This window comes from Rhodococcus sp. 05-2255-1e, from assembly GCF_002259025.1.
Lineage (GTDB): Bacteria > Actinomycetota > Actinomycetes > Mycobacteriales > Mycobacteriaceae > Rhodococcoides > Rhodococcoides fascians.
This window is the reverse complement of the sequence record NZ_NOZE01000033.1, coordinates 496,143-522,545: the sequence shown is the minus strand read 5'-3', so window position 1 is coordinate 522,545 and position 26,403 is coordinate 496,143. Positions and strand designations below refer to the sequence as shown.

Genomic DNA, 26,403 nt, shown 5'->3' with positions numbered 1-26,403 from the left:
CCCACCAGGCTACAGTCAAGGTGAATTCAGTTCACATAAGGGGTCCTATGCCGAACCGCACCCAGCCGGAACAAACCGACCTGCGCGACGATGCGAGCGCGCTCCAGGTCTGGGGATTCCCGGTGATCTTTGCCCAACGCCTCCGGCTGCGGTTCACCGATCCAGCGAATCCGCACGCGCAGCGACCTCCCGCGTCGGCCGGCGCTCCTCTGAATACCCTGGGACACCAACGAGAATTGTCGAATCCCGCGCTGACCGCGGGTGTCGCCCCGAATGTCGACACCCTGTACTCGTTGGCCTTCGTCGACCTCGATTCCGGCACCTTCGAGCTCCGGCTGCCGGACTTCGCCGATCGCTACTACAGCGTGCAGATCGGTGAGGCGGACTCGTCCACGAACACGGTCATCGGTCGGAGGACTCATGGGTCCCGCATCCCTCCGGTCACGTTGTACCGACAGGCATCGAAGCCTGCGAACACGGAGAATGCGGACGGATGGATTGCGTGTCGGTCGAGATTCGTGATGATCGCGATTCGGATTCTGGTCGATCCATCCCGACCCGGAGACGTACTCGCGGTCAACGGATTACAACAGCACATCGTTCTGACCGGTCCGCCTGCACCACCGACTGCGCATGCGGAGCTCGCCCTCTGCACTGTCGAACGTTCTGACGAACTGCAGCGGCCTCGCGAATTTCTCGGTGCCCTCGATCACGCGATCGGAAGCCTCGGCGATTCGGACGTACCGCGCTGGGTCGGGCAGACGCACCGCCGCCTGATGGACGCACTCGACGCGGCAGCCGGCCGTGATGCCGCCGAACGTGAGATCGCAGACGGTCTGCGATCCGGCTCGGAAGACATTGCTGCACAGGTCAAATCGATGGGTCGCTCCGTCAACGGCTGGGCGATCAATGATGCAGGTGCGGACTTCGGTGCGAACCATCTCCTGCGGGCCGCCGTCGCCTATTCCCAGATCTACATCAATCCCGCCGCCGAGGCGTCCTACCCGGTATGCGAACAGGACGAAGAAGGCCGTCCACTCGACGGGGCGAACGACTATGCCTTCACTTTCCGGGCCGGCGAATTTCCTCCTGCCGAGTTCTTCTGGTCGATGACCGTCTACCACGCACGCGGACTGCTGTACGCGAACGAACTCGACCGCTACGCCATCACCGACCGCACACCGAATCTGCACTACGACGCGGACGGCTCACTCACCGTCAGGGTGCAAAATAGTTGCCCGACAAACGGAAACACGGCCAACTGGCTGCCGTGCCCACCCGGTGCCTTCCGGCTGATGCTCAGGCTCTACGGCCCGAAACCGGACAGCCGTTGGTCTCCCCCGCCGGTGGTTCGCCAGCAGTGACCGACGTCCTGCCCACATAGCTCGAAAGCGCTGCGAGACAACCACCTACGTTCTGACGGGGAATCGTCGAGAACGATGTCAGCGACGGGTCGCTCTGAATACATCGACCGGGTGGGGCACCCGAGGGACGCCGTCGGCACCGGGCACCGATACCGCCGCGAGGTAGGCCCGCACCGGCTCGTGCAGCTCGGGCGTCAACCGGGCTTGCACCGCGAAGTTCAGCACGTCGGCGCTCGCGGCGGAAAGATCGACCTGCGCATCGAGAGTCATCGTGTCGTCGAGGACGATCTCGGCGTCGACGAATGCTTTCTCGACGTCTGCGCTGAACCATTGCCGATGGCCCTCGAGCGGAGGGGCGAGAACTTCGACGAGTGCGTTGAGCGCGGCCGTCGGCGCAATCGCCACCCACAGTTCGCCGCCGGGTCGCAGCAGGGCGAGCGCGGCACGCAACGTAGCTCGTAAGTCTGCGACGTAGTACATCGAGTGCACGAACATCACGACGTCGAAAGTCTCGTCGACGGGTGCGTCGTCGAACGATGCAACGTACGCGTGGGCGTCGAGGTCGGCGGCCTCGAGCGCCGCCATCGTGGCGGCGAAGAGCTCGGTACTGCCGATCCAGGGGTCGATGCCGACGTACCGGACCGTACGGCCGGGTGCCCGCAGCACCAGGCCCGCTGCAAGCCTGGCATCGAGCGAACCGTCCCCGCAGCCCACCGACAGCACCGAGAGCGGTCCGTTCCCCATCCCGGCCAGCCGATCTGCGAAGTGCTGGGCGATCAGACCGCGCTGATCGGAGAGCATCTCGAAGGCGGCATGGTGCTCGGCGTAGGACTCGGGCGGCAGGCCCGCCAGCGCCTCGGCCCCGCGCCGCATCGCCCGCAATCCGTCGATGAGCACGACGGCAGTGTCGGTCGGCGAATTCGGAGCTATGTTGGACATTGGACCGAGTCAACCACGACGCCCCGTCCGGTGCGTCGTAGTTGGCTTCCTAGGAGGAATCTCGTGAGCAGCGGAGACACAGCCGAACGCAGTCTCGAGCACTGGAGCGAGGCGGGCCGCACGGGTATGGAGGCGTTCTACGCTCTGGCCACCGAGGACTATCACCAGCTGGCGTTGGCAACCGATTGGCCGACGCTGCTCGCCGGCCGGGCTCACGAGGGCTGGTCGCTACTCGACGTGGCTTGCGGCAGCGGTAAATTCCCCACTGCGCTCCGCCGGTACACCGACCTGTCCGCGGTACCCGAGGTCGCCTACGACCTGCTCGACCCATCCGAATTCTCGGTGGCCGAGGCACGCGGAGCTTTGGCCGCGCCTTTCGTCGCCCGGCACGATCTGGTGATGACACTGCAGGATCTGCCCGCCGATCACGCAGGCTACGACGTCGTGTGGGCCACCCACGCGCTCTACGCCCTTCCGCCCGCCGAGTTGGATGCCGCGGCCGAAAGATTCGTGGCCGCACTGACTCCCGGTGGTCTCGGTCTGGTCGCGCAGGCAACGGAAGCCTCCCACTACATCGCCTTCTACGATGCCTTCCGCGCCGGCGTGCGCGAAGCAACGCCGTACACGACGGCCGAGCAGGTGCGCGACGCGCTGATCCGCGCGGGTGCGGACGTGCGCGAGCAGCGCGTTTCCTACACCACCGGAACGTCCGATCGCGCTGTCGCCGAAGGCTTTCTGCAGCGGTGCGCCTTCGACGACTCCGTGTCACTCGACGAGATGGAGGCGGCCCCCGTGCTCGGCGACTACCTCGCTTCGTGCCGCGACGCGTCCGGTTCCTACACCTTCTCGCACGAGGCGGCCCTGCTGTGGCTCTGAACAACCCTGCCACCAACGAGCTTCTGCCCGAACGCAATCGCGAGGGCGGTATCGACCAGGACTGGGCGGGCAACGATCAGGACTGGTGGGACTGGTACGTCACGCTGGCCGCCAACGACGCCGCACCCGCAGAACTCGTCGACGGCCCTGGACTGCCGGATGTCGAGGCCGCCACGGACGAACAAGTCGAGCACGAACTCGCCGAGCCCTACGATCTCGACCCGGCTGCCGTCGACGCATTCGCGCGACACGCCTTCGTGCGGCTGCCCGCGGTGTTCTCGCCTGCCGTCGTACGTCGACTCGCCGAGCGCCTCGAGGAGTTACTGCGAGCCGAGCACGGCGACGACGTTGCGGGCCGGTTCACCGCGCTCGAGCAGATGTGGCTCCACGACAACCTGATGCGTGCCGCAGCACTGTCACCCCGGATCGGCGGCCTGGCCGCGGCACTGCTCGACGTGCCCGGCGTTCGGCTGTACCACGACAATGCGCTGTCCAAGGAACCCGGCTGCGGACGCACACCGTGGCACCACGACGCCGAGCACTTCCCGTTGCAGACCACCGACGCTGTCACCGCCTGGATGCCGATGTCGGCCATTCCGGGCCCGATGGGTCCACTGTCGTTCGCGCGCGGCCGGGACGTTCTCGGCGAAGTCGCCGACCTGGAATTCGACAAGGTCGGCACCTCCTACGACGAGGCCGTCACCCAGCGCTTCCGCACGCGCAACGTGGCGGTGGAGTCCGAGCCGTTCGCCGTGGGAGACGTATCGTTCCACTCCGCGCTGTGCTTCCACACCGCCGGCCCGAACCGGACGACACAGCCGCGTCGCGCACTGGCCACCACCTACTTCGCCGACGGCACCCGCGTCGTCGAGTCTCCGACCCTGATCAGCGGCACGTGGCGCGAATTCCTCCCCGGCATCGAGCCCGGTGGCCTCGCGAACTCCGAGCTCAACCCGCTGGTCGGCCGCCGGGACTGAGACGCCGATTCTGCGGGGCCAGCAGTTTCAGTGGACGTGCGTACACTGAATCCGGTGGGGACGAAACCTGGACCGGGGAAGAAATCTCGGCGCACACAGGAGTGGGGTGAGCTCGGCGAGCTCACACTTCGCGAGTTGGCGTCGGCTGCGGGTGGCGTTCGCGCGGTCCACTCGGCAATTGCACGACGCACGTTTGCTGCCGTGAAGCTCGGTATCGGTCCCGCCGCCCTGCCGACACAACTGATGCACGACGCGATCGCCGCCGGCACGTACGCGAGCATCGCGGCCGCCTGCACCGGCGCAGCCAAGATCGTCGGTTCCCTGACCGACGGCTCCCTGGCTGACGGCTCCCTGACCGACGGCGACGACGTGGCCGAGGACAACTCGCGGCCGTCACCGTCGCACACCAGCCGTGGCGCGCAGACCATCGCCGTTCTGAACGGTCTCATCGGCGACGACATGGAGAGAACAGCCAGGGTACTGGCCCATCCGATGTCGATTCGAGTCGACGGACGCCCTGTACCGCCGGAGTACCGAGCGTTGGCCGCGGGGTTTCCTACTGCGGGAGCGCACCTCGTGGTGTTCGTCCATGGGCTGGTCGAAACGGAATACGCATGGCGGCTCGGTGGGCGGCCCACATACGGAGAGCGGCTGGACGCCGAAGCCGGGACGACCTCGATCTTTCTGCGCTACAACACCGGACGCCGAATTGCAGCCAATGGTGCCGACCTGTCGGACTTGCTGGAGCAGCTCGTACCGGCGTGGCCCGTCCGGGTACACCGGATCACGTTGGTCGGACATTCCATGGGCGGGCTGGTCTCACGCAGCGCTGCTCACCACGCTGCCGAAGGCGGTCTACGATGGGTGGATCTGCTGACGGACGTATTCACTCTGGGGACACCACATCTGGGCGCGCCACTTGCTCACGGCGTCCACGTCGCCGCGGCCGCAATGGCACTCGTACCCGAGACCCGGCCGTTCGCGAACCTACTGGCGCGTCGAAGTGCCGGTATCCGTGATTTGATCCACGGAGCGATCACCGACGAGGACGGTCATGCTCGGTACACCGACAGCTTCGATGTCGGTGCAGCCATGGACATCTCGGTTCCGGAACGGGTGCGTCATCATCACGCGTCCGCGGTCGTCACCGGAAGTCCGCGCAACCCGGTCGGAGTCTTCGTGGGCGACGGTCTGGTCCGTACCGACAGCGCCGGAGGTCGAAACAAGCTCCGCAACATAGGACTTCGACCGGACGACGGTCTCGCGATCTACAGTGCTCACCATTTCACTCTCCTCAACGACAAGAGGGTGTACAGCTGGATGCGGCGCAGCTTGGTCCATAACACTGCAGATCTTGGCCCGGGATTCTGATTCACCAGGTCTGCTCGCTTCGGTTCGCCCGGCTCTACCCGAGTACCGAGGTCAGCTCCGGCCGCTTGGCCGTACGACTGTCCCCCGAGGAGCGTTTACGAATCCGACGAGTCAACCACGGCGCGAGGAACATTCCGGCCCAGGTGAGGTCGGCGCGAACTCGGGAGTGCAGGCGCGGTCTGGCAAGCGGTGCCAACGGAAGATTCCATGCGTCGGTGGCACCCGGTAGACCGAGGGCGTAGGCGGCGGCCGCAGCGAGTCGCGCGTGCCCTGTCTCGTTCAGATGCAGGCGGTCCCAGCTCCACAGCCGAGGATCGGAGGCCACAGCGTGCTTCTCGAGGTCGATCACGACGACATCGGATTCGGCTGCGACTCTGCGAATCTCGGCGTTCAGCTCGGTCATACGCCTGGCGATGACGGTCCTTCCGGGGACCGGGTGAGCGAGGCGGGGGAACGTCATGGTGATCACGGTGCAGTCGGCCGCTCGGAGCGCGGCGAACATTGCGCCCACTTCACCTGCCACGGTCCGCGCATCGAACTGCGGACGCAAGATGTCGTTGACACCGGCAGCGACGGACGCGACCGTCGGCTTCAACGCCAAAGCGGCCGGCAACTGCTCGGCTTTGACCTGCGCGGCCTTACGACCACGTACCGCGAGGTTGGCATAGACGACCTCGTCTGCGCTCTCGGCCATGAGCTCGGCGAGCCGATCAGCCCAACCACGAAAGCCCGTGTCGTCGTTGCCGTCGTTCAGCCCTTCCGTCTGGCTGTCGCCCAGGGCTACGTATCGCAATTGTTTCGTCCGATCCACCACGTCCACCGTTCTTTCGCTCGACGTCAATATACAACAAGTTGCCTAATACCTGGCCTGCCCGCCGCCTCGCGACGGGTACTGTCCTGGATCATGTCGCTACGTGATGCCGTGCTCGCCGCACTGGTCGACGGGGAGATGTCGGGTTACGACCTGTCCAAGGCGTTCGACGCAACTGTCGCCAACTTCTGGACCGCCACTCCCCAACAGCTCTACCGTGAGCTCGATCGAATGGACCAGGACGAGGTGATCTCGGCGCGACTGGTCGAACAGGACGGTCGACCCAACAAACGCCTGTTCAGCCTCACCGACAAGGGACGCGCAGCGCTGCGCCAGGTGAGCCATCGGCAACCGAAGCTTCCGGCCATTCGCGACGAGCACCTGGTGGCGATCCACGCTCTCGAAGCCGGGGACCTCGAGCCAATGACCGATGCGATCCGAGAACGAATGCAGCTCTCACGAGACAAGCTGGCTCGGTACGACCGGATGGCGCACCGCCTGCTCGACGGACGTACAGAGACCGAGTTCCTGGCCACCGCCGATCGCATCGGCCCGTACCTCACCCTGATGCGGGGACGGATGTTCGAGGAGGAATCGCTTCGCTGGGGTGCCCGTGTCCTCGAAGTACTCGACACCCGCGCTGAACGCGGATGATCCCGCCGAACACCCTTTCATAGTCGCAAAGTTGTGTAGTCTTCGGTCACCAGCCGAGGGCGCCTCAGGCCCTGGCCCCACCCAGGAGATGACGCGTGCAGCAGTTCCGACAGGCCGTCGAGGCCAACGACCACGACGCCATGGCCGCCACCCTGGCCGACGACGTCGTCTTCAGCTCCCCCGTCGCATTCAAGCCGTATCGCGGCAAGGAGCTGACCGCGGCGATACTGCGCGCCGTCACGCGCGTCTTCCAGGACCTCCGCTACGTGAAAACCGTCGAAGACATCGGCGGCCGTGATCACGTCCTGTTCTTCGAGACCCGCATCGACGACGTGACCGTCCACGGCTGCGACATCCTCCACCTGAACTCCGACGGCCTGATCGACAATTTCACCGTGATGGTGCGTCCGCTGTCGGCTGCGCAGGCACTCTCCAAGGCCATGGCGACAGAGTTCGCCGCCGAAATGGGTTCGATGACTCCCGCGGAGAAGCAAGACAAGCAGTGATTCAGGACTTGTGGAACGAAGAGAGCCGCGCACCTCTGGGTGCGCGGCTCTGATCAGTATTTGGGTGACGGTGTTCGCCAGTGCGCCTCTCGGCAGGTGGCCGCTCGTAGCGGCTGATGGTTGGTACCCGGGGCATTGGGATCGAACACCGTCGATGGAGTCAACGACGACTCGGCTCTTCGTATTCCGCCTCGTGGCGATGCGGTGGGCCCGCGGTCGCGCATCGATGACCTGACTCCACGCCCCCAATCGGAATCGACACCTCCTACGAAGGGTGTGGATTCCGACGAAGGGCGTAGATGCGGGCCGTCCGCTCGAGACGAAAACGCAAAAACTCCGATCCCAGGGACGGAATCGGAGCCAAGAGAGCCTCCTAACGGGATTGAACCGTTGACCGCTCGCTTACAAGGCGAGTGCTCTACCGCTGAGCTAAGGAGGCAGTGAAGCGAGCCAAGCATACCGTTCAACGGACGCTCAGCGACAACAGGTACCTTGTCGGTGGATCACCCCAGCAACGTAAAGACGGTCATGACTTTCCTGCAAGACCTGACGGCTTCGCTGAGCCGTCTCACCGGTGAGCGTCGGGCCACCATCGATACACCGACCGCCGCGCCGTCACCTCTTCGCCCTATCGATCTGACGGACGACGCGACGGTCGCCGAGGTCCTCGAGCTGGCGGTTCGTGTCGGCGAGGTGTTGTTGGCGTCGGGCACGTCTGCGGTGGATACGGCGACGCAGGTGCAGTTCATCGCCGCGACGTACGGCCTCGCGCGATGCGATGTCGACGTCACGTACAACTCGATCACGCTGAGCGCACATCGCGGTCCGACGCGACCGCCTGCGTCGACGATGCGCATCGTCCATTACCGCTCGATGGACTTCACACGGCTGGCCGCGGTCGACCGCCTCATTCGCTCGGTGCGCGTCAAGGTGGTCCCGGCGAGCATCGCGCGTGACCGCCTCGACGAGATCACCTCGGCCCCGCACCCGTACAACCGGTGGATCGCGACCTTCGCGTGGGCCGGCATGGCGGCGGCGATCGGTGTGTTGCTCGGCGGCGGCGCGTTGGTCGCGGTCGTCAGCTTCCTGACGACGATGGTGATCGACCGAATCGGCCGCATCCTCAACCGCGCCGGACTGCCCTTCTTCTTTCAGCAGGTGGTCGGCGGATTCGTCGCTGCCACCCCGGCGATCACTCTGTACAACTTTCAGGATCAGCTCAATATCGACATTTCCCCGTCGGTGATCATCGGTGCCGGGGTGACGGTGCTGCTGTCGGGGCTTTCGCTCGTCGGCTCGGTACAGGACGCGATCACCGGAGCACCGATCACCGCGTCGGCCAGATTCTTCGAGGTGTTGATGATGACGGGCGGCATCATCGCCGGCGTCGCCACGTCGCTGCGGCTGGCGGCGCTGATCGGGAGCGATCTGCCGCAGATCAGCAACCTGCCTCCCCCGGACATCACACAGGTGCCCACCAAGGTCCTGGCCGGCGCGGCCGCGTCACTGTTCTATGCTCTCGCCTGCTACGCCGAGCGGCGCGCACTGACGGCTGCATTCATGGGCGGCTTCGCGGGCGCGCTCGTCTACCTGATGTCACAGACGTTGGCTGTGGGTCCGATCATCGCGTCTGCCATCGCAGCCACGGTCGTCGGATTCGCCGGTGGTCTCCTCGCGCGTCGAGCGCTCATTCCGCCGCTCATCGTCGCCGTCGCCGGCATCACACCGCTGTTGCCCGGTCTCTCGCTCTACCGAGGTCTGTACGCGATTCTCAACGACCAGTTGCTGCTCGGTATCAGCTCGCTCTTCGCGGCGTTCGGCATCGGCTGTGGCCTGGCTGCGGGCGTCACATTGGGTGAGTGGGGTGCGCGAACATTGCGTCGACCCCGGATCCTGGCACGAACCGAGGAACTACTACGCCCGACGCTTCGCCGCAGAGAAGAACCGCGCCGACCGACGGTTCGTCGGCGGCGCGGTACAAGTCCTTCGTAGAAGGCGGAACTCAAGCCTCGGTGCTGGGGGTTCCCTCAGCACCTGCGCGGGCAGCTGCGTCGGCCTCCATGGCCTCACGCAGGCTGCGCGGACGCATATCGGTCCAGTTCTTCTCGACGTACTCCAGGCACGCAGCGCGGGTGTCTTCACCGAAGACGACACGCCACCCCTGAGGGACCTCGGAGAACGTCGGCCACAGCGAATGCTGATCTTCGTCGTTGACCAGCACGAAGAAGCGTCCGTCTTCGTCATCGAACGGGTTGGTACTCATCTCGCCTCACTCGTCGCGAACGTTTGATTGGTAAGTCTGCACCGTGAGGTGCCACACGACCCTAGCAACGCAGGTCGTGCTCAGGTGGCGTCAGGCCTTGAAGAAGTCGAGCAAGTGCGCATTGACGGCCTCGGGACGCTCGAGATATCCGTAGTGCCCGGCGTCCGCGATCTCCACGTATCGAGCCCCCGGAATGGCGTCGGCGAGCTCCTTGCCCAGGTAGGCGGGGATCATCCGATCGTCGGCGAACCCGACCGACAGACACGGCACCGACACTGCCCGGTAGGCGTTGGTGCGGTCGAAATCGTCGTCCATGCCCAGCTGCGCGCGCACCCCGGCGGATGGTGAGGATGCCGAGAACTCGAACAGGTCGAGCCAATCGCGAGCCGTTCGCGCATCACGCAACGTGGCGGGCGACAGGTTCATCACCGCCGTCACCGCGGCCGAGTACGTGCCCGGCAGCTCGACGCGCTTGTCGTAGAGCGCCCGCTCGCCCTGGGCGAGCGTCTTCTGGAACTCGTCGACCCGCGCGTGCCCGGCCAGGAATACCGCCTTGCGAACCAGATCGGGACGCTTCAGAGCCAACTCCTGCGCGACGCGAGAGCCCATCGACGTTCCGACGACGAAGGCCTTCTCGGCACCGTCGCGGACCAGTTCGATCAAGCCCTCGGTGTCGGCGACCATGGCGTCGATGGTGATACCGGTCGCACTTTCCGACGACGGCGCGATACCGCGGTTGTCGAAGGTGCACACCCGGTAGCCGGCCGCCAGGAGGGCCGGTACCTGATGCAGTTCCCACACTCGGCCGGGACTGCCGGTGCCCATTATCAGAACGACCAGGTCTCCACTGCCCTTGACCTGGTAGTTCACGTCGATGCCGTTGATCTTTGCGATAGGCATACGTCTCCTCACTGCTGATGCTTTCGTCGGCGATCGTATCGTCCGAGGTCGACGTGGGGTTACTCGAACAGCCAGTGGGTACCTGCAGTTACATGACTGACGAGAACGTAGCGGGCGAAGCACGCAAAGGAATGCTCGACGGGATCAAGGGCAAAGCCAAAGAGGTCGTCGGCGCTGTCACCGGCAACGACTCGTTGACGGCCGAGGGCCAATTGCAGGCCGCTCAGGCCCGCGAACGCAAGGAGGCGCAGGCCACCGAACGCGTCGCCGATGCACAGGCCACCGAGGCCGCCGAGGAGCTGGCCGACGTGCGGACTGCGGCAGACAGTCGACGCGAGGCCGCGGAGGAGAACGCAGCAGTTGCCGAGGCGAACGCAGATCGCGTTCGAGAGACCCAGGTGGCCGCGGCCGAGCAGAACAAGCGTGAGACCGTGGCGCAGGAACGAGCGGCAGCCGAGGTCGACGCAACGGCCGAACAGATCGAAGCGACCGAGGAGCGTAAAGCCGAGCAGGCCGCGGCAGATGCGGACGAAATGGTGGCTGCGCAGAAGCACCAGGAAGCGTTGCTGCAGGCCGAGGCCGACCGCAAGAAAGCCGAAGAGCTTCGCAACCAGGCTTGACCCACCACTGCTGATCTAGGAGTTCGACTACATGAGTGTTTTGGCCCTACCACTGACCATCCTGAGAATTCAGTACAGGATCGCCCGAATTCCGTTGCAGCTCATCGAGACCAACGTCGTGGTGAAGATGGATGCGGAATCGCCGGCACGGCTCGCCTACGAGCACACGCTCGGATCCCTCGATCGTGCTGTCGGAAACCTGTTGGGAGACAGGAGTCTTGCCGATCGCGGTGAGACTCTGGTCGACAGCACCGAGAACCGCGCCGAAGCAGCACGCCTGGACGCCGAGGCACGTGCAAAGAAGACTGCCGCGGACGCCGACCTGAAGACGGCTCGTGAGACCGCCGAGCAGGACCGGCGGGCCGCCGACGCCGCAGCCCAGGAAGCCGCCCGCGACGCGCGACAGGAAGCCGAGCAGCGCAAGCGCGAGGCCGCCCAGGAAGCCGAACGCGAAGCGGCTGCAAAGAAGAAGAAGGCCGACGAGCAAGCTGCCGCGGCGGCCAAGGCAGCTGAGGACCGCAAGAAGACTCAGCAGGCTCAGGTCGACAAGCAGGAGAAGTTGGCAGCAGCACCGTCCGAGGCCGAATTGGCCGAGGCCGCAGAACGATCCGAGGAAGCCGACGCCAAGAAGGACGAGGCAGAGCGCATCGAGAAGCTGTTCATCGCGGAGAAGAACAAGGACTGACGCTCAGCTCGCGAATCGAGCTCAGCAACAACCTCTTCCAGCCCCGCACCGTGTTCTCGGTGCGGGGCTGGAGTGTTTGTGTGGGGCGGGTGTGTGTTTGCGCGAGCCTATGCGATGTGGGGGCCTGCTCGGGCGTGGGATTGTCGAGGTTGTCGGTAGGGGTCGACGGATGCCGGCGGTACGAACCAGGGGTGTTGATCGGTTCCGATGAACACTTCCCAGTCGGAGTGGTGGACGAGTCGATGGTGAAATCCGCAGAGGAGGACGAGGTTGTCCATATCGGTGGGGCCACCATCGGCCCAGTGCCAGATGTGGTGACCTTCGGTCCAGGCGGCGGGTTTGCCGCAGCCCGGGAACGCGCAACCGTGATCGCGGGCAGTCAGCGCGCGTTTCTGTTTCGCGGTGACGGTCCGGGCGGTGCGGGCGAGGTTGAGTGGGTTGCCGTTCTCGTCCATCACGATGGCGGTGAGAAGGCAATCACACGCCAGTTGGCGGGAAGTGTTGCGGGAGAGCGGTCCCATCCAGGGCAGCCACCCGACCGACGTGCCGTCACCGAACAGGTCCCGATATGCGCCGCGGTCGGCTGCAGCATCACCTCCACCGCGATCGCCACTGCCGCTGCCGTTTTCGTGGTCCGGTTCGGTTGCTGCGTCAGTGTCGATGGGGTCGCCGGTGTTGATGTCGACCGGATCTGCTGCGTCGGTCTCGGTGTCGGATTCTGTTGCTGCGCGCGAGGTTTCGTCATCTGTTATGTCGTCGGCACTGTCGCGGAGGTCGGTGAGGTCCTGCAACCGGATGTGCAGGTTGACGTGGGGTTTTTCGCCGCCTTCGGTGGGGCGGTCACTAGAGGCGAGGTAGCGGTCGAGGATGTGTCCGAAGGCGTCGGCGCGTCGCCGTGCGGGACTGCGTTCGTCTTGGGTGCCGTCGGCGGCAGGGCGGGGTTCGGTCAACGGAGAAAGCGCGGTGAGCAGCTTTTCTCCGGTGATCGCATCGAAATCCATCTTCGCCACGAGACGTCCGTTGAGGGTTTTCGAGGCGAAGAGTTCGTTGCGGTCGGTGTCTTCCGGTGGTGGCTTGTTGCCGCCGTAGGTGTCTTCGAGTTTGGTGATCGCTTCGCGGATATTGTCGGTGCGTGCCCCGGGCCCGGTGGCGGCGGCGATCATCGCGGAGCGGGCGATATCGCGACCCTCTTGGGGGAGGTTCTTCGGTGGTGCTTCGGCGAAGGTGAGAATCAGGGCGGCGTGGTCGACGGTCATGCTGCCGGTGTTCACGGCGTCGGCGATGTCGGGGAAGTTCTTCAACCCGCGAGCGAGGGCCACGATCTTGTTCGCTTTGCTCGGGGTGAGGAGGGTGGTGGAGGTCAGCCACCCTGCGGGTCCGGGGAAGCCGAGCTTCTCCCTGCTCACGCGGGTGTCGATGTCGGCGACGAGGGCGATGCGGCGTGCTTCGAGCAGTTGGATCTTGTGGGAGACCGCAGCGGCGTCGGCGAGGAGTTCACTCTCGCTCAGTTGCCAGATCTCCGTGGTCATGGACCAAGTGTATCGAACAGGTGTTCGATGCACAATGATGATGCAATCGAAAACTATTGCTGTGCATAAGGATTCGCGAACCGGAACCTGTCGGTGGCCCGTGCTAGGCAAATCACCAATCCTCGGACGCGCTACGACCGTTGCGCCACACTCCATGGGTATCAACCGGGGCGCGCCATTGAAGACCGACCTACCGGTTTACTGTAGGTTCACCAAACACATCGACGAGGCGAATAGATGCGCATGCGACGAACGGGAACCGAGTCCACTCGACTTATCCATGCCCGGCACAGACTCTCCCCGCTGTTCGCCACCCTGGTGATCTTCGGCGTTCTTGCCATCCCGCGACTGGATCTGCCATGGGCCGGCATCGCGGGCTGGGGTCTGGCAATTGTCGCGGCAGCGGCCTGGCTTTTCACAGCTTTGCGGCCACAGCGGTCCAGCCAAAAGAGCTAGGTCATGCGCGCAGCGACATTCAGCCGAGGACACGAGCGAGGAATGCGTCGATGTTCTCCCTCACCGTCGCAGTGCGGGTCTCGACGTCGAAGTCCTCCTTGAACTGTCGTCCCAGGGCCGGTGTTTTCTTCTTGCGTGCGTACAGAGAACATGCGAGATCCGAGCAGATGTAGGTACCGACGGTGTTGCCGCGTCGCCCGGACTCCCCTGCCTTCGCAGCGGCCATCAGCGACACACCGCCGTTGGCGTGGGTGGTGAGACAGATGCTGCACATCTGCGCAGTCCGCGGTCCACCCGCTTTGTATCGCAACGCAATTGCACGGAGTCGATCTTCCTGCGGTACGACGATGTAGCTCCGTCCCGCCAGCTTCGGGTCGCCCCAGCCGAGGAAATCGAGATCCTCCCACGGCGTTTCGTCGAACATATCGGGGAGGGAAAGCCGAGTGGCGTCACCCTTGGACGAGTTGACGAACGACGATCTGATGTCGCGTTCGGAGATCGGCTTCATGGTTCCTGCCTCCATTGCCGTAGGAGTGTGTCGATTCCGTCGAGGATTCGGGCCCACGACTCTTGTGAGTCGGGTGCACTGTGAGCGAACGAGCCGGCCGCTTCGAGGCTGGCAAAACCGTGAAAGACGCTGCCCAACAATCGAACAGCATGTACCTGATCCACCTCGCTCAGGTGATACCCACGAAGGATCGCCTTCATCATTGCCGAGTGCCGCACCCCGGCACTGTTGATCGCCGTCTCGTGGTCGAGAGGAAATTGGGTCGCCGCGTATCGCCCGGGATGCTCGCGCGAATAGACCAGGTACGCGTCGGCCACTGCCACCAACGCGTCCTTGCCTGCCCTGCCTGCCAACGCTTCTGCTACCCGGTCGGCCAGCTCTTCCAACGCCAGCAGAGCGATGCCGACATTGAGCTGATGCGCGCTCTTCAGATGCGAATACAGACTCGCCACTTTGACGTCGAAGCGTCGCGCCAACTCACTGGCAGTCACGCGATCGAAGCCGACCTCGTCGGCCAGATCCGCTCCTGCTGCCACGATGCGCTGCGCGGTCAATCCTGCGCGTGCCATGTCGGCCTCCTCCATCTTCCGAGGACACCGTAGCCAAAACTAATAGCTATAGGCAAATTGCTATAGCAATCAGCGACCCTGCCACGCCTCCCACAGCTCTGCGTAACGCCCACCGGCAGCGACCAACTCGTCGTGCGGACCTTGCTCCACGATTTTCCCGTGCTCGAGCACAACGACGCGGTCCGCTGCAGCGGCCTGGGTGAGGCGATGCGCCACGACCAATGTGCTGCGGCCTCTCGTCGCCGCCTCCGCAGCCAGTTCGAGCTCACGGGCACCGGAGCTGCCGGCCTCGGCGGTGGCCTCGTCCAACACCGCGACAGCCGGATCGGCGAGAACCAGCCGCGCCAGAGCCAATTGCTGCGATTGCGCCGCGGTCAACTGGTGACCGCCCTCGCCGACGGCGGTGTCGAGGCCGTTCTCGAGCGCCTCGACCCATCCCCAGGCACCGACGGTCCGCAGTGCGGCTTCCACGTCGTCGCGGCCGGCGTCCGGTGCCGCGAGCAACACGTCGTCGATCAGTGGGCCGGCGAAGACGTGCACTTCCTGGCTGACGATCGCGACATGCCGGCGTAAACCCTGGTGGCCCAACGAGTCCAGGGACGCGCCGCCGACACGAACCGTGCCCGACGTCGACGCCATGGACCCGGCCGCAATGGCCGCGATCGTCGACTTCCCGGCACCGGTGGATCCCACGAGCGCGACCGTCTCACCTGCGTCGACACGCAGGTCGACCCCGTGCAGTACTTCGTGACCCCCGTCGTACGAGTGACGCAGGTCGACGACATCGAGGGTGGCGTCGGCAGGCACGGAACCGTCGCCCACCGGCCGCTCGTCGGCAATGTCGACGACACCGACCAGTCGGGCCAGAGAAGCTCCGGCAGACTGGATGTCGTCGAACGTGAAGAGCAGGGTGCCGATCGGATTGAACAGGCGATGGAACAGCAGCGCCGCGGCCGTGGTCTCGCCGACGGTCACGTAATCGCCTCGGACGAGCAGGAATCCGGCCAGCAGGATCACCGACAGGCCGACACATTCGGCGCGGTTGCTGCGTGAGCCGAAACGTGTGAACAGGCGGAAGACGTCGACGCCGATGTCGCGGGCTTTCGCCGACGCTCGATCCACCTCACCGAGGTGCTCGGCTTCGAGTCCGTAGGCGCGCACAGTCTTTGCGCCCTGCATGCTGCTGACGAAGGACTGGGCTCGCTCGCCCATAGCGACTCGTTCGGCCGCGTACAGCGGAGCCGATCGGGGCAGATACCAGCGCAGCGCGAGCACGTACATCGGCAATGCCACCAGACCGGCAAGCCCCAGACGCCAGTCGATTCCGAGCATCGTGATCATGCTCAGGCACACGAGCAGGAAAGCTCCGACGAGCTGTGGAATCACTTCGCCGATCGACTTTGCCATCACTGCGACGTCGTCGCCGACGCGGGAGAGCAAGTCGCCCTTGCCCACTCGCTCCAGCGTGGCCACCGGCAGGCGGAGAGCGCGTCGCACGACGGCCTCACGCAGCGACGCCAGGATGCCCTCGCCGAGGGTACTGATCAGGTAGCCGCTGAAACCGGTGACGACACCGCCGATGACCGCTGCCACCGCGATCACGACGACGACCCCCACGATGGTCGACGAGTCGGCCCCGTCGCGGACGCGGTCGACCAAGACACCGAGCACGTAGACGGGCACCAGCGACATCGCCGCGGCAATTGCGCCGAGCAGCAGCGTCACTGCCGTTCGTGCCCGTCGTAGTTTCAGCTGTTCCAACAGCCAGCGGCCCGACCGGGCACCGGTGGCGATGGGAAGAAGTTCGGGGGCGGTCATCGCAGCACCGTCTCCTTGTACTGCGCGTCCGAGGACGCGAGATCGTGGTGGGTTCCTTCGGCGACGACGCGGCCGTCGTCGACGACGAGCACGCGATGCGTCACCGACAGCAGCGCAGGGCTGGTGGTGATCAGGATCGTGGTCTGCGCGGCGCTGCCGGTGTGTCGAAGCTCGGCGATGCCGCGCGCGATCGTGTGCTCGGTGACGGCGTCGACCGCGGTGGTGGGGTCGTGCAGCACCAGCACCGGGGCGTCGACCGACAGGGCCCGCGCCAACGCGACCCGTTGACGTTGGCCGCCGGAGAGGCTGGCACCGCGGTCGGTGACGGCGTGGTCGAGTCCGGCTTCGTGCAGTTCGACGACGTCGGTGGCCGCGGAGGCCTCGAGCACGCGGTCGAGTTCGGCGTCGGGCTGCGCGCGACCTGCGGTGACGTTGCTGCGGACGGTACCGGCGAACAGGTCGGTGATGTGCGGCTCGACGAGCACGGTCTCGCGGGCGCGTCGGAGATCGATGTCCCCTGTTGCGATGCCGCCGATCCGTACCGTTCCGGTGTAGTCGGACTCGGAGATCTGACCGGAGAGCACCTGGGCGAGTGCCTCCCCGTCCTGCGGCCGGTAGGCGACGATCCCGAGCATCTCGCCGGGTGCAGCAGAGAAGGTGAGGCCGTCGAGCGAACGGAACCCGACCTCGTCGACGGTGAGATCGGTACCCGAGGGCACAGCGGAATCCGATTGCGGCAGAACGTGGTCGGCACCGAGTACGAGTGCGAGCCGGTCGGCAGAGCCACGCACCATCGCCACCACGCCAGGGACCTTGGACAACCCGGTCAGCGGTTCGATGACGAATTGCGAGAGCCCGATGACGGTGATCAACTCGCCGACCGAGATGCGACCCTGCAACGCGAACCAGCCTGCGGTACCGGCGATTCCGACGGCGAGCAACGCGTTGACCGCCGCCGCCAGGCCCTGATAGACGTTGTTGGCGCGGGCCAACCTCAGCGTGGCCGCCAGTGCCGTTCGGCTCGACGTCACGAACCGCTGGGTCGCGGCGTCCTCTGCTCCGATTCCGCGCAGCGGACGCACTCCACTGACCAGATCGGTGGCCATTCCCGATACCCCGGCGATCTCGGCCTGCTGTGCGGTGGCCGCGCGGGTGAGCAACGGGGCGAGACGCTGGAGCGCGATCAGAATCACCGGAGTACCGATCACGACGGCCAGGCCGAGGGGAATGTCGATGATCAGCAGTGCCACCGCCGACGCCACCACGGCCACTGCCGACGCGAAGACTCGGGCGATCAGATCGAGAATCCACGATTCCTTCTCGGCATCGGACGTCGAGACCGTCAGCAATTCCCCGGCCGACAGATCGGTGCGCAGTCCGCGTGGGTCGAGAACGCGGCCGGCTACCTCCACCCGCACATCGTGGGCCTCACGCTCGATGGCGACGACGATGATGCGGGCACCGATGCGCCAGGCGTAGGACAGTGTGACGAACAGAGCCGCGAGACCGACCAACGAGATAATCATCGCCGTCACGTCGCCGGTGTCGATCGCCCGCGACACGATCAGACCGATCGCGACCGGAACCATCGTTTCGCACAGTTGATGCACCCCGAAGAGCAGGGACGAGACGATCAAGCGGGTGCGACGACGTCGTACGGTGCGGCGCAGAATCGCGCCACCGGTGGCCGGGAAAGGTGCCTCCACCACGTTTCGAGCATGGTGAAGCGAGACAGAATCGGTCATTCGCTGCAGCCTATGGCATCGGGAAGTGGCGATGGGGTGTCACATTTACATAGAGTTGGCACCAGCGAACACCGAGTAAGTCCAGCAGAGAGTACGGAGATCACCATGCCTGCCAAGACATCGACCGACAACGACATCGCCGACGAAGACATCGTCCCACTCGAGTACGAGACCGCCAGTCAGGCCCAGCGCGTCGTCGCCGCCTATGCGACCGATGCAGACGAGTGCCGCATGTTGTTGTCGATGCTGGGTATAGACCCCGTAGCGAAGACCGACTGACAGGTTTTCGCAGGGCTGATTACCCAGGGATCAACAAGCGGATTGGACAGTTGTGGCTGACGCCTCGCAGGGTTCGGATTTCGTCGTCGTAGCCAACAGGTTGCCGGTCGATCTCGAGACACTTCCCGACGGAAGCACGCGATGGAAGCGCAGCCCCGGCGGGCTGGTCACCGCGCTCGAGCCCATCCTGCGCGCCAACAAGGGTGCCTGGGTGGGATGGGTCGGCGTATCCGACGTCGACGTGGAGCCGTTCGTCGAGGACGACCTGCACCTGCGTCCGGTGCCGATCAGCGAGAAGGAATACACCCAGTACTACGAGGGCTTCTCCAACGCCACGCTGTGGCCGCTCTACCACGACGTCATCGTCAAGCCCGAGTACGACCGCGACTGGTGGAACGCCTACGTCGAAGTCAACCGCCGCTTCGCGGAGAAGACGTCCGAGGCAGCCGCGCAGGGTGCGACGGTGTGGATTCAGGACTATCAGCTCCAGCTCGTCCCGAAGATGCTGAGGATGCTGCGGCCCGATCTGACCATCGGCTTCTTTCTGCACATCCCGTTCCCGCCGATCGAGCTGTTCATGCAGATGCCGTGGCGCACCGAGATCGTCGAAGGACTTCTCGGAGCCGACCTGATCGGTTTCCATCTGTCCGGCGGCGCGCAGAACTTCCTCTACCTCGCCCGACGCCTCGCCGGGGGAACCACCTCACGCGGAACCGTCGGTGTGCGGTCCAAGCTCGGCGTCGTGCAGGTGGGGTTCCGGACCGTACGCGTCGGAGCGTTCCCGATCTCCATCGACTCCGGTGACCTCGACACCAAGTCGCGTACGAAGGCCGTCCGGGACCGCGCCAAGCAACTGCGCAAAGACCTGGGCAATCCGAAACGGATCATGCTCGGCGTCGACCGACTGGATTACACCAAGGGAATCGACGTTCGGCTCAACGCATTTCGAGAGTTGCTCGAAGAAGGCCGAGTCGATCCGGCCGAGAACGTCATCGTGCAATTGGCGACGCCCAGCCGTGAACGCGTCGAGAGCTATGTCGCCATGCGCGGTGAGATCGAACAGCAGGTGGGACGCATCAACGGCGAGTACGGCCAGGTGGGCCACCCGGTGGTCCACTACCTGCACCGTCCCATTCCCCGTGAGGACCTGCTCGCCTACTTCGTGGCTGCCGACGTCATGCTGGTCACTCCCCTACGCGACGGCATGAACCTCGTCGCCAAGGAGTACGTGGCCTGCCGCAGCGACCTCGGTGGCGCGCTGGTTCTCAGCGAATTCACCGGTGCTGCAGCAGAATTGCGCCAGGCGTACCTGTGCAACCCCCATGATCTGGACAGCGTGAAGGACGCCATCACCGGAGCGCTCGAACAGGAACCCGAGGCAGGTAAGCGTCACATGCGAGCCATGCGTCGGCAGGTTCTCGCCCATGACGTCGACCGTTGGGCTCGATCGTTCCTGTCCGCTCTGGCACAACCGGCCGAGGGCACCAACCTCGTCAGATAAATCGCTTTACCCCACCGTCGACGGCTGCTAGTTTGCCGTCGACGGTTTTGTGCATGCGAGAAGTGAGGAGGTGGGCATCGTGGCCACCTGGACGAGAACACACCCGAGCCCTCACACCTCCTCCACGAAGGACTTCTCGCATGTCTTCTCTACTCGAATACGGACTCGACCAACACTGGCGTGACGAGTTCGAACAGCATTCTCACAGCGCAGTTCTCGCCCGCGTGGTTCGCGTCGACCGCGGCGAATTCGACGCCATCACCGAGCACGGAATCGCGCGCGGCACCGGCAGTGTCAGCGGTCGTTCCGCAGGCTCCACTCCTGGCGGCATCTGCACCGGGGATTGGGTGGCACTGGACGCGGAATCGTTCCGGCTGATCGACATCTTGCCCCGCCGGACGGCCATAGTTCGCGCCAGCGCCGGATCGACCTCGGCCGCACAGGTTCTCGGTGCCAACGTCGATACTGTCGTGGTCACCGTCGCGTCGGACACTGCCCTCGATCTCGGTCGCGTCGAGCGCTACCTCACGTTGGCGTGGGGCAGCGGCGGTGTGCCCGTCGTCGCGATCACCAAGACCGACAGCGGACGCGTCACCGAAGAGTCCGTCCTGGCCGCCGCGCCGGGTGTGACCGTCTGCAGCACCAGCGCGGTGTCGGCCGACGGAATCGACTCGCTGACAGCACATCTGCACGGCACGGTCGCGCTCATCGGGCCGTCGGGATCGGGTAAATCGACTCTCGGCAACGCTCTGATCGGGAGCACCGCGTTCGCCACCGGCACCACTCGCGAGGCGGACGCCAAGGGCAGACACACGACGGTGCGTCGGGAATTGATTCCGGTACCACGACTGGGACTGACCCTGCTCGATACTCCCGGATTGAGATCGGTGGGTGTACAAGGATCGGAAGACGCAGTGGCGAGCGCCTTTTCGGATATCGACGAGCTGGCCGCACTGTGCCGTTTCGGCGACTGCGCGCACGCACACGAGCCCGGTTGCGCCGTTCTTGCCGCCGTCGAGACAGGCGAACTCTCCGAACGCCGGCTGGGTAACTACCGAAAGCTGTTGCGGGAGAACGCCTGGACAACGTCACGCCACGACGCGCGGGCGCGCAGCGAGAAGTTGAGGGAATACAAGCAGATGACCAAGTCGCTACGCCAGAAGTACGCAGCCGACGGTGGGCGGCGCTAGGTCAGCTCTCGTCGAACAGCGAGGGGCTCTCGGACTCGGCCTCTTCCAGCGGAGCCGAGCCCTCGCGCGGCGACGCCTTGCGCACCACCTCGACCGTCGTCGTACGGACCGACAGCCGATGCCCGTCGTGATGCTCGAGCAACGCCAACCCTTGACGAATCTCGAGCACCTTCCACGGGCCTGCATGCCCGGACGCCTGAACCAGGTCGCCTGGTGCGATCTCGGAAGCCACTGTTGTTCTCCATTCACCGAGCAGGTATCGGGGGTCGAGCAAGTCTGTGACACACACCCTATCGGGCGCCGACCAGCCCGACGCCACTTGCTCGTCGAACAAGTTAGGAGTACTCATGTAATAGTTGTAGATGTACAAGCAAATATGCGGAGGTGCACGTGGCCGAGCTGACTCGACGACACCGATATCTCGTGCTCGGGATCTGCTGCCTCAGCCTGTTTCTCGTCAGCACCGACAACACGATCGTCAACGTAGCGCTGCCGTCGATGCGCGCAGATCTGAATGCATCGGTATCGGGTCTGCAATGGATCATCGATGCATACACGCTGGTCGTGGCATCTCTGCTGATGCTCGGTGGGTCGATGGCCGACAAGTACGGCCGCAAACGCTTCTTCCTGATCGGCACCGGAACGTTCGTGCTCGGCTCGCTGCTGTGCAGCGTCGCACCGTCGCTGGGCTGGCTCATCGCCTTCCGGATGCTGCAGGCCGTCGGCGGCTCGATGATGAATCCCGTCGCGATGTCGATCATCACCAACACCTTCACCGACCCCAAAGAGCGCGCCGGCGCGATCGGCATGTGGGGTGCCGTCGTCGGAATCTCGATGTCCGCGGGACCGGCACTCGGCGGCGTGCTCGTCACCAGCGCCGGCTGGCAGTCCATCTTCTGGATCAACGTCCCCGTCGGGATCTTTGCTTTGGCGATGACACTGAAGTTCGTCCCGGAATCCAAGGCCGAGCACGCGCGGAAGTTCGATCCGGTAGGTCAGTTCCTCATCTTCGCGTTCCTCGCGTCCCTGGTCTTCACCATCATCGAAGGTCCCGCGAAGGGTTGGGGATCACCGCTGATCGTGTTCACGGGTGCCGTCGCGATCGGCTCTCTCGTCGGGCTGCTGGTGGTCGAATCGCGAATCGATGAACCGCTGATCCAGCTGAAGTTCTTCCGCAGCGCACCGTTCAGTGGCGCTACGGTGATCGCCGTGTGTGCGTTCGCGTCCCTCGGCGGGTTCCTGTTCCTCAACACGCTGTACCTGCAGGACGTTCGCGGCTATTCACCGCTGCACGCCGGTCTCTACACTCTGCCGATGGCACTGATGACGCTGATTTTCGCACCGATATCGGGACGCATCGTCGGCAGCCTCGGGGCTCGCATCCCCCTGCTCGTGGCCGGCCTCGGCTTCGTGATCTCGGCGCTGATGCTCACCAGAACGACGCCGACGACATCCTTCACCTGGTTGGCGACGGCATACGTGATCTTCGGAATCTCCTTCGGCATGGTCAACGCCCCGATCACCAACACCGCCGTGTCCGGGATGCCGCGGAGCCAAGCCGGCGTGGCCTCGGCCATCGCGTCGACCAGCAGGCAGGTGGGTCAGTCGCTCGGTGTGGCCGTCATGGGATCGATCGTCACCGCGAGCATCGTCGGAGAAATCTCCGACGGCTTCACCGCCGCCGCCGTGCCCGCCTGGTTCGTCATCGCCGGTGCCGGCGTGGTCGTCACCGTGCTCGCGCTGGTCACCACCGGCCGATGGGCACGATCGACCGCCGAACGTATCGACCAGCCGGTGCTCGTATGACGAGCGAAGCAGCGCAGATCTGGCGCGAGATGCGAGCACTGATGCTCGAGGTACACGACACTCGACGGGCCGTTGCCGAGGCCACTGGAATGAGCTTCTTGCGGGCGAAACTGCTGATCAAGCTGTTGGCCGGCGATCGGACGGTCACCGAACTCGCCGATCTGCTCGCCTCCGACGTGCCCTACGTGTCTCTGAACGTGCGCGAACTCGAACAGCGAGACCTGGTGGTGCGCACCGAGGACCCCCACGATCGTCGACGACGCATCATCGGACTCACCGACACCGGACGCCGCCTCGCCGAGAAAGCCCGCACGATCGCCGACGCCCCGCCGCCGGAATTCACGGCACTACCGCCGGAGGACCTGGCGCATCTGCGTCGAATACTGCGACTGCCCTGATGTGGTGGGGCGGCGGTTCTGCTTCGGCTTCTGCTTCGGCTTCGGCTTCAGCGGCGAATGTCTGCGAGCGGGGTTCCGATCTCGACGAGGGCGCGCATGGTGGCGGCCTCCATGCCGGGTGAACCACACACCAGGATCTGACGGTCGGGGAACGGCCCCTGCACGGCAACGACGTCGGCGATGGCACCCTCCCAGCAGTGCTCGGGCTCGAAAAACGATGTGGTGGAACCTATTTCCTCGTGAATGCGATCATTCCAGCGGTCCGAGGCCCACGGCTCGTGCAGCTGATCGACGACGGGAACGACGGTCAGCCACGGCAACTCGGCCGCCATCAACCACAGCATGTCGCTTGCATAGAGATCGCGCGGCGACTTGCCGCCGAAGAACAGCGTCACATTCGGCGGCCGCTCCCAGCGCGTGAGGTCGAGCAGAATTGCGCGCAACGGAGCGAGACCGGTACCGCCCGCGATCATGACGACGTCGCGGCCCGAGTCGTCGACGTGCAGACCGCCCTGCGGATCGCTGATCTGCCAGACATGACCGGGCCGGGTCTCGTTGACGATCGACCCACTCACCCACCCCGCGGGTACCGCGCGCACATGGAATTCGAGCTTGCCGTCCAGCGACGGCGGCAGGGCGGGCGAATATCGCCGCGTCAGAGCAGTGTTCTGAGGAACTATCACGGACACCGACTGCCCGGCCCTGAACGGGATCGCGTCGCCCTCGAGCCTGATCACCGCGAGGTCGTTCAGAAGGCGATGGTACTGAACGACTGTCGAATTCCACGCCTGCATGCGCACCAGGATAGGGCCCGAAGCCGGGTGTCTCGCAAACGCGCGCGGGGTTCGCCACTGCCGGTGCCGCAAACGCGCGCGCGTTTGCTGAACGCGCGCGGAATAGTGACCGAATCACTGGCAAGTCTGCGCGCACCTGACAAATGCGCGCGCGTTTGCGGGGAAGGCGCGCGGAATAGTGACCGAATCACTGGCGAATCTGCGCGCACCTGACAAATGCGCGCGCGTTTGCGGGGAAGGCGACGAACTCAGCGCTGGTGCTTCGGCTTCCAGACCACCAGGGCGTTGCGTTGGATCGGCACCAGGTCGCGGCGATAGCTCGCGTGCACGTTCGCGACCTCCTGCGCCAGTTCCGAGACCCGGGCCTGCAGGGCCTCGACCTGGTTGGTGAGCTCGATGATGCGCTTGATCCCGGCGAGGTTGACGCCCTCGTCCTGCGAGAGTCGCTGCACCTCACGGAGCAGTGCGACGTCGCGCGGTGTGTAGCGTCGACCCCCGCCGGTGGTGCGGTGCGGGATGACCAGGCCCAGTCGGTCGTAGGTGCGCAGCGTCTGCGCATGCATACCGGCCAGCTGAGCCGCGACGGAGATCACGAAGACCTGCGCGTCGGGATCACCTTGTGCTCCACCGGCTTTCGCGGAACCGCCCTCGGGAGGGACCGACATCACACACCTGCCCACCCGGCCCGCGGGTCGAATCCGCTGGCCTTCTCGGCTTCCAGATAGGTCTTCAGAGCGTCGGTAGCAGCATCGTCGAGTTTCTGCGGGACGGCAACTTTGACGGTCACCATCAGGTCGCCTGCGCCGGACTTCTTCGGGATGCCGCGTCCACGCACCCGTAGCACTCGGCCGTCGACGGTGCCCGGTGGCACCTTGACGCCCACGCGTCCTTCGAGGGTGGGCACCGACAGCGTGGTGCCGAGGACCAATTCGCCGTAGCTGACCGGCACGGTCACCGTGAGGTCGTCGCCGGTGCGGCCGAAGACCTTGTCGGGCTTGACTCGAACGGTGACGAACAGGTCGCCGGACGGTGCTCCGCGAAGCCCGGCCTCGCCTTGGCCTGCGAGTCGTACTTTCTGGCCGTCGCTGATGCCTGCGGGTACTCGCACGGTGATGGTGCGGGTGCGGTTCTGCACACCGGTGCCGCGGCAGTCGACACACGGGTCGTCGATGATGGATCCGGTGCCGCGGCAGTCGTCACAGGGCTCACTGAACCCGAACGCGCCTTGGTTTCGGTTGACGACACCTTGGCCGTTGCACTTGGGGCAGACCCGCGGGCTCGTTCCGGGCTTCGCACCGCTGCCGTGACACGTGGTGCACGAGGACGGACTGGTCAACCGCAACGGGACCGTCACACCCTGCGCTGCTTCACGGAATTGCAGCGACGTCTCGGTTTCCACATCGCTGCCGCGTCGGGGACGGTTGCTCTGCGGGCGCTGGGCTGCGCCGCGATTGAACAGGCCACCGAACAGATCGCCGATGCCGCCGTCGCCGCCACCGCCTTGACCGAAGATGTCGCCCACGTCGAAGGTCTGGCCGCCGCCGCCGCCGAATCCGCCTGCGCCGGGCGAGAATCCGCCTCCGCCGCGACTACCGAAGCCACCGGACGCGAACAGCCGCCTGGCCTCGTCGTATTCCTTGCGTTTGGCCGGGTCGGCGAGAACGGCATGCGCCTCGCTGACCGCCTTGAACTTGTTCTCGGCCGCGGCGTTGCCGGGATTGGCGTCGGGATGGTTGTCCCGCGCCAACTTTCGGTACGCCTTCTTGATCTCTTCTGCAGTAGCGCTGGAGGAAACGCCCAGCTCCTTGTAGAAGTCCTTCTCGATCCACTCCCGCTGGCTCACC

27 protein-coding genes and 1 tRNA gene are annotated in these 26,403 nt (G+C 65.1%); 14 read left to right on the top strand and 14 right to left on the bottom strand.

Features of this window, described 5'->3' with window-relative positions:
- The first annotated feature begins 47 nt into the window (after positions 1–47).
- Entirely contained in the window at positions 48–1,364 is a 1,317-nt protein-coding gene (locus tag CH262_RS21430; protein ID WP_052057054.1) for a DUF1214 domain-containing protein, read from the top strand.
- 78 nt (positions 1,365–1,442) lie between these two features.
- On the opposite strand, the gene CH262_RS21425 is transcribed toward CH262_RS21430, so the two are convergent.
- Positions 1,443–2,303, bottom strand: coding sequence for a methyltransferase domain-containing protein (locus tag CH262_RS21425; protein ID WP_032386473.1), 861 nt, complete (start codon positions 2,301–2,303; stop codon positions 1,443–1,445).
- 63 nt (positions 2,304–2,366) lie between these two features.
- Between CH262_RS21425 and CH262_RS21420 the strand changes: the two genes are divergently transcribed.
- Genes CH262_RS21420 through CH262_RS21410 form a run of 3 tightly spaced genes read left to right on the top strand, consistent with a single transcriptional unit; the run spans position 2,367 to position 5,527 of the window.
- Positions 2,367–3,179: a class I SAM-dependent methyltransferase gene (locus CH262_RS21420; RefSeq protein ID WP_032386474.1), complete on the top strand. Its 813-nt coding sequence runs from the start codon at positions 2,367–2,369 to the stop codon at positions 3,177–3,179.
- On the top strand, positions 3,170–4,156 hold the full coding sequence (locus CH262_RS21415; protein WP_052057055.1) for a phytanoyl-CoA dioxygenase family protein: 987 nt from the start codon (positions 3,170–3,172) through the stop codon (positions 4,154–4,156). Before CH262_RS21420 ends, CH262_RS21415 begins: the two co-directional genes overlap by 10 nt.
- A gap of 54 nt (positions 4,157–4,210) precedes the next feature.
- Positions 4,211–5,527 (top strand): esterase/lipase family protein, encoded by a 1,317-nt coding sequence (locus tag CH262_RS21410; protein WP_143547150.1) that lies wholly within the window; start codon positions 4,211–4,213, stop codon positions 5,525–5,527.
- 34 nt (positions 5,528–5,561) lie between these two features.
- Here CH262_RS21410 and CH262_RS21405 read toward each other — a convergent pair whose 3' ends face one another.
- The gene (locus CH262_RS21405) at positions 5,562–6,338 is read right to left on the bottom strand and encodes an SGNH/GDSL hydrolase family protein (protein WP_032386771.1); all 777 of its coding nucleotides are present in this window, start codon (positions 6,336–6,338) and stop codon (positions 5,562–5,564) included.
- Positions 6,339–6,431: 93 nt separating this feature from the next.
- Between CH262_RS21405 and CH262_RS21400 the strand changes: the two genes are divergently transcribed.
- Complete coding sequence (locus CH262_RS21400; RefSeq protein WP_032386475.1) at positions 6,432–6,992, top strand: PadR family transcriptional regulator; 561 nt, start codon at positions 6,432–6,434, stop codon at positions 6,990–6,992.
- A gap of 95 nt (positions 6,993–7,087) precedes the next feature.
- Positions 7,088–7,498: a nuclear transport factor 2 family protein gene (locus CH262_RS21395; RefSeq protein WP_032386476.1), complete on the top strand. Its 411-nt coding sequence runs from the start codon at positions 7,088–7,090 to the stop codon at positions 7,496–7,498.
- A gap of 367 nt (positions 7,499–7,865) precedes the next feature.
- On the opposite strand, the gene CH262_RS21390 is transcribed toward CH262_RS21395, so the two are convergent.
- Positions 7,866–7,937, bottom strand: a tRNA-Thr gene (locus tag CH262_RS21390).
- An 89-nt stretch (positions 7,938–8,026) separates the two neighbouring features.
- On the opposite strand from CH262_RS21390, the gene CH262_RS21385 reads away from it, so the two are divergent.
- The gene (locus tag CH262_RS21385; protein WP_027495673.1) at positions 8,027–9,490 is read left to right on the top strand and encodes a threonine/serine ThrE exporter family protein; all 1,464 of its coding nucleotides are present in this window, start codon (positions 8,027–8,029) and stop codon (positions 9,488–9,490) included.
- Between the two features lie 10 nt (positions 9,491–9,500).
- On the opposite strand, the gene CH262_RS21380 is transcribed toward CH262_RS21385, so the two are convergent.
- Positions 9,501–9,761: an MbtH family protein gene (locus CH262_RS21380; RefSeq protein ID WP_027495672.1), complete on the bottom strand. Its 261-nt coding sequence runs from the start codon at positions 9,759–9,761 to the stop codon at positions 9,501–9,503.
- Positions 9,762–9,851: 90 nt separating this feature from the next.
- Complete coding sequence (locus CH262_RS21375) at positions 9,852–10,661, bottom strand: alpha/beta fold hydrolase (protein ID WP_032386477.1); 810 nt, start codon at positions 10,659–10,661, stop codon at positions 9,852–9,854.
- 92 nt (positions 10,662–10,753) lie between these two features.
- Here CH262_RS21375 and CH262_RS21370 point away from each other — a divergent pair, with 92 nt between their 5' ends.
- Positions 10,754–11,281 carry a hypothetical protein gene (locus tag CH262_RS21370; protein WP_032367327.1) on the top strand — a complete coding sequence of 176 codons (528 nt, stop codon included), beginning with the start codon at positions 10,754–10,756 and terminating at the stop codon, positions 11,279–11,281.
- A 31-nt stretch (positions 11,282–11,312) separates the two neighbouring features.
- Positions 11,313–11,966 (top strand): hypothetical protein, encoded by a 654-nt coding sequence (locus CH262_RS21365; RefSeq protein ID WP_032375015.1) that lies wholly within the window; start codon positions 11,313–11,315, stop codon positions 11,964–11,966.
- A 107-nt stretch (positions 11,967–12,073) separates the two neighbouring features.
- On the opposite strand, the gene CH262_RS21360 is transcribed toward CH262_RS21365, so the two are convergent.
- The 5 genes from CH262_RS21360 to CH262_RS21335 form a co-directional block, all read right to left on the bottom strand.
- Complete coding sequence (locus CH262_RS21360) at positions 12,074–13,495, bottom strand: HNH endonuclease signature motif containing protein (RefSeq protein WP_052057056.1); 1,422 nt, start codon at positions 13,493–13,495, stop codon at positions 12,074–12,076.
- A 475-nt stretch (positions 13,496–13,970) separates the two neighbouring features.
- Positions 13,971–14,459: an FBP domain-containing protein gene (locus CH262_RS21350; RefSeq protein WP_032386773.1), complete on the bottom strand. Its 489-nt coding sequence runs from the start codon at positions 14,457–14,459 to the stop codon at positions 13,971–13,973.
- Positions 14,456–15,028: a TetR/AcrR family transcriptional regulator gene (locus CH262_RS21345; RefSeq protein WP_032367331.1), complete on the bottom strand. Its 573-nt coding sequence runs from the start codon at positions 15,026–15,028 to the stop codon at positions 14,456–14,458. The genes CH262_RS21350 and CH262_RS21345 overlap by 4 nt, the downstream gene beginning before the upstream one ends.
- Before the next feature lie 69 nt (positions 15,029–15,097).
- The gene (locus tag CH262_RS21340) at positions 15,098–16,846 is read right to left on the bottom strand and encodes an ABC transporter ATP-binding protein (protein ID WP_027495666.1); all 1,749 of its coding nucleotides are present in this window, start codon (positions 16,844–16,846) and stop codon (positions 15,098–15,100) included.
- The gene (locus CH262_RS21335; RefSeq protein ID WP_179275078.1) at positions 16,843–18,591 is read right to left on the bottom strand and encodes an ABC transporter ATP-binding protein; all 1,749 of its coding nucleotides are present in this window, start codon (positions 18,589–18,591) and stop codon (positions 16,843–16,845) included. The genes CH262_RS21340 and CH262_RS21335 overlap by 4 nt, the downstream gene beginning before the upstream one ends.
- A gap of 105 nt (positions 18,592–18,696) precedes the next feature.
- Here CH262_RS21335 and CH262_RS27810 point away from each other — a divergent pair, with 105 nt between their 5' ends.
- The 3 genes from CH262_RS27810 (at position 18,697) to rsgA (ending at position 21,561) form a co-directional block, all read left to right on the top strand.
- Complete coding sequence (locus tag CH262_RS27810) at positions 18,697–18,870, top strand: hypothetical protein (protein WP_008710019.1); 174 nt, start codon at positions 18,697–18,699, stop codon at positions 18,868–18,870.
- Positions 18,871–18,922: 52 nt separating this feature from the next.
- Positions 18,923–20,371, top strand: coding sequence for an alpha,alpha-trehalose-phosphate synthase (UDP-forming) (locus tag CH262_RS21330; protein WP_027495664.1), 1,449 nt, complete (start codon positions 18,923–18,925; stop codon positions 20,369–20,371).
- Positions 20,372–20,511: 140 nt separating this feature from the next.
- Positions 20,512–21,561 carry a ribosome small subunit-dependent GTPase A gene (gene rsgA, locus CH262_RS21325; protein WP_032386478.1) on the top strand — a complete coding sequence of 350 codons (1,050 nt, stop codon included), beginning with the start codon at positions 20,512–20,514 and terminating at the stop codon, positions 21,559–21,561.
- Between the two features lies 1 nt (position 21,562).
- Here the strand turns inward: rsgA and CH262_RS21320 are convergent, their stop codons facing one another.
- The gene (locus tag CH262_RS21320; protein ID WP_027495662.1) at positions 21,563–21,793 is read right to left on the bottom strand and encodes a hypothetical protein; all 231 of its coding nucleotides are present in this window, start codon (positions 21,791–21,793) and stop codon (positions 21,563–21,565) included.
- A gap of 158 nt (positions 21,794–21,951) precedes the next feature.
- On the opposite strand from CH262_RS21320, the gene CH262_RS21315 reads away from it, so the two are divergent.
- Positions 21,952–23,367: an MFS transporter gene (locus tag CH262_RS21315; protein WP_032386775.1), complete on the top strand. Its 1,416-nt coding sequence runs from the start codon at positions 21,952–21,954 to the stop codon at positions 23,365–23,367.
- Positions 23,364–23,765 (top strand): MarR family winged helix-turn-helix transcriptional regulator, encoded by a 402-nt coding sequence (locus CH262_RS21310; RefSeq protein WP_032386479.1) that lies wholly within the window; start codon positions 23,364–23,366, stop codon positions 23,763–23,765. Before CH262_RS21315 ends, CH262_RS21310 begins: the two co-directional genes overlap by 4 nt.
- 47 nt (positions 23,766–23,812) lie before the next feature.
- Here the strand turns inward: CH262_RS21310 and CH262_RS21305 are convergent, their stop codons facing one another.
- The 3 genes from CH262_RS21305 to dnaJ all read right to left on the bottom strand — a co-directional run bounded on the left by CH262_RS21305 (position 23,813) and on the right by dnaJ (position 26,402).
- On the bottom strand, positions 23,813–24,559 hold the full coding sequence (locus CH262_RS21305; RefSeq protein ID WP_032386480.1) for an FAD-binding oxidoreductase: 747 nt from the start codon (positions 24,557–24,559) through the stop codon (positions 23,813–23,815).
- A 248-nt stretch (positions 24,560–24,807) separates the two neighbouring features.
- Positions 24,808–25,224 carry a heat shock protein transcriptional repressor HspR gene (locus CH262_RS21300; protein ID WP_094718389.1) on the bottom strand — a complete coding sequence of 139 codons (417 nt, stop codon included), beginning with the start codon at positions 25,222–25,224 and terminating at the stop codon, positions 24,808–24,810.
- Entirely contained in the window at positions 25,224–26,402 is a 1,179-nt protein-coding gene (dnaJ, locus tag CH262_RS21295) for a molecular chaperone DnaJ (protein ID WP_032371878.1), read from the bottom strand. Before dnaJ ends, CH262_RS21300 begins: the two co-directional genes overlap by 1 nt.
- Position 26,403 lies beyond the last annotated feature (1 nt).